The following is an 810-nucleotide window of genomic DNA, read 5'->3' on the forward strand; positions in this document are numbered from 1 at the left end:
AACCGTAGAATTCTTCATCTTGCATCGCCGGTTCATATATGACAACTTCTGCACCTTTTGCTTTAATCCGCTTCATGACATCTTGAATGGCGGATTGTCTAAAGTTATCGGAGTTTGTTTTCATCGTTAAACGGAAGATGCCTACCACCTTAGGATTTTTAGCAAGAATCGCATTTGCAATATGGTCTTTACGAGTTCTATTCGCATCCACGATCGCAGCCATAATATTGTTTGGTACATCCTCATAGTTTGCCAGTAATTGTTTGGTGTCTTACGGTAAACAATAGCCGCCATAACCGAAGGATGGATTGTTGTAGTGCATACCAATTCGTGGATCTAATCCGATTCCTTCAATGATCTGTTTCGCATCCAATCCTCGTACTTCCGCATAGGAATCTAATTCGTTGAAAAAGGAGACCCGCATCGCAAGATAGGTGTTGGCAAATAATTTGATCGCTTCTGCCTCTGTGGAATCCGTAAAAAGAATATCAATATCCTCTTTGATAGCACCCTCAGCCAACAAGTCTGCAAATACTTGCGCGCGCTCGGAACTTTCTCCAACCACAATTCGGGATGGATATAAATTATCATATAACGCTCTGCCCTCACGCAAGAATTCTGGGGGGGAGAAAATAATCTTATCCGTATTATATTTTTTTCTAAGTTCTAACGTATGACCTACCGGAATCGTTGATTTAATCACCATGACGGCATTTGGATTGATATCTAATACCGTTTCAATAACCGTTTCGACACTGCTTGTATCAAAGTAGTTTTTATCGGGATCATAGTTCGTTGGTGTCGCAATAA

General features: G+C 40.7%; 1 pseudogene. It reads right to left on the minus strand.

Features of this window, described 5'->3' with window-relative positions:
- Nucleotides 1-810, minus strand: a pseudogene (locus JCM21714_RS17790) (nucleotide sugar dehydrogenase); the annotation flags it as partial.

The sequence above is a fragment of the Gracilibacillus boraciitolerans JCM 21714 genome, from assembly GCF_000521485.1.
Lineage (GTDB): Bacteria > Bacillota > Bacilli > Bacillales > Amphibacillaceae > Gracilibacillus > Gracilibacillus boraciitolerans.